General features: G+C 61.1%; 6 protein-coding genes. All 6 read left to right on the forward strand.

The genetic code is table 11. The features are described from left to right. Positions 1 to 84 precede the first annotated feature (84 nt). A complete protein-coding gene (locus D9C15_RS32560; RefSeq protein WP_128003615.1) occupies positions 85 to 510 on the forward strand; it encodes a nuclear transport factor 2 family protein in 426 nt (141 codons plus the stop codon). Between the two features lie 147 nt (positions 511 to 657). Beyond that, positions 658 to 1,131: a GNAT family N-acetyltransferase gene (locus D9C15_RS32565; RefSeq protein ID WP_128003616.1), complete on the forward strand. Its 474-nt coding sequence runs from the start codon at positions 658 to 660 to the stop codon at positions 1,129 to 1,131. Between the two features lie 1,051 nt (positions 1,132 to 2,182). Continuing rightward, positions 2,183 to 2,599, forward strand: a complete 417-nt coding sequence (locus D9C15_RS32570; protein ID WP_128003617.1) for a VOC family protein — start codon at positions 2,183 to 2,185, stop codon at positions 2,597 to 2,599. Positions 2,600 to 2,771: 172 nt separating this feature from the next. Beyond that, positions 2,772 to 3,269 carry a GNAT family N-acetyltransferase gene (locus D9C15_RS32575; RefSeq protein ID WP_128003618.1) on the forward strand — a complete coding sequence of 166 codons (498 nt, stop codon included), beginning with the start codon at positions 2,772 to 2,774 and terminating at the stop codon, positions 3,267 to 3,269. A 142-nt stretch (positions 3,270 to 3,411) separates the two neighbouring features. Then, the gene (locus D9C15_RS32580) at positions 3,412 to 3,924 is read left to right on the forward strand and encodes a hypothetical protein (RefSeq protein ID WP_128003619.1); all 513 of its coding nucleotides are present in this window, start codon (positions 3,412 to 3,414) and stop codon (positions 3,922 to 3,924) included. 171 nt (positions 3,925 to 4,095) lie between these two features. Further along, positions 4,096 to 4,473: cysteine hydrolase family protein (locus tag D9C15_RS34665; protein ID WP_128003620.1), on the forward strand; the 378-nt coding region annotated here is incomplete at its 3' end.

Genomic DNA, 4,473 nt, shown 5'->3' on the forward strand with positions numbered 1-4,473 from the left:
CGCCTCGCGGGCCAAGCGCCTTCCCGGCTACGGCCCCTCAGCTCAAACGTTAGGCGTCGTACACCCACACGCAGCGAGTCCTCAGTGAACATTGAAGAGTTCATGCTCGGCTACAAGGTCGCATGGGAGCAGCGCAACCCATCCATGTTCGCCGCGCTGTTCTTGCCCGATGGGGAGTACCACAACACGCCGTTCCAGGTTCAGCGCGGCGCCGAGCAGCTTGCCGAGTACTGGAAGCGCGTGCAACTTCAAGAAGACGTCAAGGTAACCTTCGAGGTGCTGGCCACAGCTCCAACGTCGGGCGTCGCGCACTGGCGCACCACCTATCAGGTCGCCTCGGAGGAGTTGTTCCAAATCTGGGCCAAGTCCACGGGCACCAGCCTTGTTGCCCGCAAGCCTGGCGACCCTCTTCCGCGAATGGTGCTCGACGGGGTTCTCCAAGCTACGTTCAGTTCCAACCGCTGTTCGGTAGCTCGCATCTGGTGGCACAGCTTGCCGCAGCCATCGTGAGGCGCCGCGCAACGACGCCTAACCCTTCGCTCGAGGCGACCCTCCACGGCTTGGCACTTGGGCCGCGAGCCGTTGTGGTCCATCATCCGTCTGGCGGCCCAAGTGTCAACCCGCGCCGGTCGCCTCAGCTCAAACGTTAGGCGTCACGTGACCCCCGACCTCCACATCCGCCTCGCTTCGCTGAGCGACGCTGTTGAGATCGCGCGCATGTCACGTCGCTTGATAGAGCATGGCCTTCCGTGGTCCTGGCAGCCTGAACGTGTGGCACGCGCCATCGCCTCGCCAAACACGAACGTGGCAGTGGTGCGAGAGCAAGACGAACTTGTCGGCTTCGGCATCATGGAGTACTGGGAGACTGACGCCCATCTCGTCTTGTTCGCTGTCCGTCCGGAGCGTCAGCGCCAAGGCGTCGGCACGTCGCTGCTGACATGGTTGGAGGCGTCGGCAGTTGTAGCTGGCTCTGAGCGCATTCGGGTCGAGGCGCGCCGCGACAACTTCGCCGCGCGTAGCTTCTACAACGAGCACGGTTACCACGAACTGCGCATCAAACGGCGCATGTACAGTGGAACTGCCGACGGTGTGCACCTCGAGAAGTGGCTGCGCACGCGCGGTGACGCCTAACCCTTCGCTCGAGGCGACCCTCCACGGCTTGGCACTTGGGCCGCGAGGCGCTCGCTGGCATCATGCACCTCGCGGCCCAAGCACCAATCCGCGGCGGTCGCCTCAGCTCAAACGTTAGGCCTCACACACTGCATTTCTGCCTCGATCTCACAGCATGCCCACCCCAGAGCATCACTCAATAGGTTGGAGCGCTCGTGTAACGGACTTGCTCCTGGGTGAGAAGGCGCCCTACGTGGTAACGCTCTTCGTTGCTGTGCTGGGATTTACGGCAAACCAGACCATTGCTCGGTACAACAACGGTCCTACCGTTGAGTATGCGATTAAGCAGACCGCTGTTCTTGGTGATGTGGTTGCGATCGACGACCTTTCGAGCGCCTCGTCTGCTCCAAAGGTGTTCCCCACTTATCTGCCCCCGCTGACGCAGGCTGGGTACATCTTGTCTCTCGAGAACATCTCGTCGAGTCATCTAGTGAGGTGTGTTCGAGTTGAATTGGTTCTCCTGCCTAGGCCTGGAGGTCCACCGGCAAGCATTTCCAGTTGGATCACAAGCACAAGCGCAACTGCGCCGGTTCGGCGAGTCGGAGCCGAATCGAAGGATCGTCCGGGAGTAACCATTCTTGACATGCAACCAGGAGGCTGGCTCGAAATCAGAATGAACGCCGCAAACGTTGGCGACGTTTCTGTCGTTCCACGTGCTTGCAGCAAAGATGAGATGGGCTCCGGCGCCATCGCACCGGACCTTCCCCTGGTACTTCCCCGAAACTTCGGTACGGTGTTTGCAAAGCACGCAATGACCGTGTTCTGGTTCGGTTTGGCGTGCTGGACCGGCCTACTTGCGCTTCTTTTCATTTCTCGGGTTCGCAAAGCAGCCTCCAAAGGCAGTGAGGCCTAACTCTTCGCTCGAGCGGACCTCCACCGGCAAGGCGCTTGGCCCGCGAAACGGTTCAGATCATCATCCGTCTCGCGGGCCAAGCGCCTTCCCGGTGGCGTCCGCTCAGCTCAAACGTTAGGCGTCGAGTGGAACCAGGCTGCTTCATCCCACGGTCCTGCAATGCGACCTCGAATCTCCCTCATCACGCTCGGCGTTGAGAACCTAGAACGCTCCATTGCGTTCTATCGAGACGGCCTTGGCCTTCCCACGCAGGGAATCATGGGAACCGAGTTCGAGATCGGTGCCGTTGCCTTCTTCGACCTTCAGTCTGGTCTGAAGTTGGCGGTCTGGCCACGCACAAGTCTCTCCGCCGACACAGGCCTCCCACTTCGGCCACCTAGTCCGGGAACCTTCTCCTTGGCGCACAACGTGGGCTCGGAGGCCGAAGTTGAAGAGGTCCTGGCTCAAGCCAAGCGCGCCGGCGCGACGATTGTGAAGCCAGCGCAAAGAGCCTTCTGGGGCGGATACGCCGGCTACTTCCAAGACCCAGACGGTCATCTCTGGGAGGTTGCCTACAACCCGGATATGCCGGCCTGAGCAGACCTCGGCTCCCTAGAGCTACGCGTCGACGCCTAACCCTTCACTCGAGGCGACCCTCCACGGCTTGGCGCTTGGGCCGCGAGGCGTTCGCTGGCATCATGCACCTCGCGGCCCAAGCGCCAACCCGCGGCGGTCGCCTCAGCTCAAACGTTAGGCGGCATGACCACCCATGGTGCAAGTTCGCGCTTCTGAACCAAACGACACCCAGGCAATCGCTGCGGTGATCCTTCCTATCCAGCAGGTTGAGTTCGGTATTCCAATCACTCTGGAGGCCCAGCCGGACCTAAGCAACATCGAACAGTTCTACCGGCATGGCTGCGGCAACTTCTGGGTCGCCGAGGTGGACGGCCAAGTCGTAGGAACCATAGCCCTACTGGATATCAGCAACAACGAAGCCGCTCTTCGCAAGATGTTCGTCGCCGCACCTTTCCGCGGCCGAGAGTTCGGTATAGCCCAAAGTCTCCTGAGCAAGCTCGTCGCTTGGGCTGCGCTGCACGGAGTGGCAAGCATCTACCTGGGAACCACCGCCAAGTTCCTGGCTGCTCACAGGTTCTACGAGAAGAACGGGTTCGCCGAGGTTGCCAAGTCCACCCTGCCGCAAACGTTCCCTGTCATGTCGGTGGACACCAAGTTCTACAGGCTCTCCCTGTCCGCGAATGCCGCCTAACCCTTCGCTCGAGGCGACCCTCCACGGCTTGGCACTTGGGCCGCGAACCCGTGGTGCATATCATCGGGCTCGCGGCCCAAGCGCCAATCCGCGGCGGTCGCCTCAGCTCAAACGTTAGGCGTCGCAGCAAGTAGGAGCGAACATGTCCTCAGTCTTCGGGAATGCTTCCGGTACCGACCAGAAGGACGAACGCCTCGAACGCCTATACGAGTACACGAAGTTCCACATAGGAATCTACTTGTCAGCTGCAGCGGGCGTGGCCACGCTACTCGGGTCCGAGCACGCGGGCTGGTTTATCTCGCAGCTCGTGACAGAGAAGAACCGTCACTTCTTGTACGTCGGTCTCACGCTCATGATCTTCGCGGGCATGTGCGGCGGGGTGGTGGCAAGCAGCACAATCGAGCATCGTCGGTTCGAGGACTTCTGGAACGAACTGCAGGGCCCACAGAGCGTTCCACTTCTGCAAGTACACGGCCGAACTTGGGCCATGTACGAACATCTCTTCTTCTGGTGCAGCGTGCTAACCCTGGCTGCATCAATCGCATTTGGGTTCAACGGCGCGAGTAGTGCCTCCAAGGGCGCAGCAGTATCCGACGGCTGCTGTCAATCTCAGAGTAGTGCGTCCACCGGCTGCGCCAAGAAGAGCGACGCCTAACCCTTCGCTCGAGAGGGACCTCCGCCGGCAAGGCACTTGGCCCGCGAGCCGGTGTGGTCCATCATCCGTCCCGCGGGCCAAGCGCCTTCCCGGCTCCGACCCCTCAGCTCAAACGTTAGGCCGCAAGTTCCACCGCCGTCACGGCGCCAGCCCTTCCGGAAAGCCGAACACATGTCTACTCGCTCCGGCACGAACTCAGCGCTTCTGGTCATTGATGTCCAAGTAGGCGTCGTGGCACAGGCGTGGGACCGCGATCGCATCGTTGGAAACGTCGCTCTTGCAGTTCGCCGGGCAAGAGCGGCTGGTGTACCAGTTGTCTGGGTTCAGCACCACGATCAAGAGCTTCAGCGCGACACGCCGGCATGGCAGTTGGCGGCCGAACTCAAGCCACTGACGGGCGAACTCCGCATCCACAAGAGCTTCAACTCGGCCTTCGAAAGCACGGAATTGCTGTCTGAGCTTGACCGACTCGCAGTGTCGGGAATCTTCTTGGCCGGAGCGGCAACCAACTGGTGTATCCGTGCCACTGCCTACGGAGCGCTCGATCGA

The sequence above is a fragment of the Piscinibacter defluvii genome (genome assembly GCF_004011805.1).
GTDB classification, from domain to species: Bacteria; Pseudomonadota; Gammaproteobacteria; order Burkholderiales; family Burkholderiaceae_C; genus Piscinibacter; species Piscinibacter defluvii.

Coding starts and splice junctions, on each gene's coding strand:
- D9C15_RS32570 (WP_128003617.1), top strand. CDS start 2,183: ATGCGACCTCGAATCTCCCTCATCACGCTCGGCGTTGAGAACCTAGAA.
- D9C15_RS32575 (WP_128003618.1), top strand. CDS start 2,772: ATGGTGCAAGTTCGCGCTTCTGAACCAAACGACACCCAGGCAATCGCT.
- D9C15_RS32580 (WP_128003619.1), top strand. CDS start 3,412: ATGTCCTCAGTCTTCGGGAATGCTTCCGGTACCGACCAGAAGGACGAA.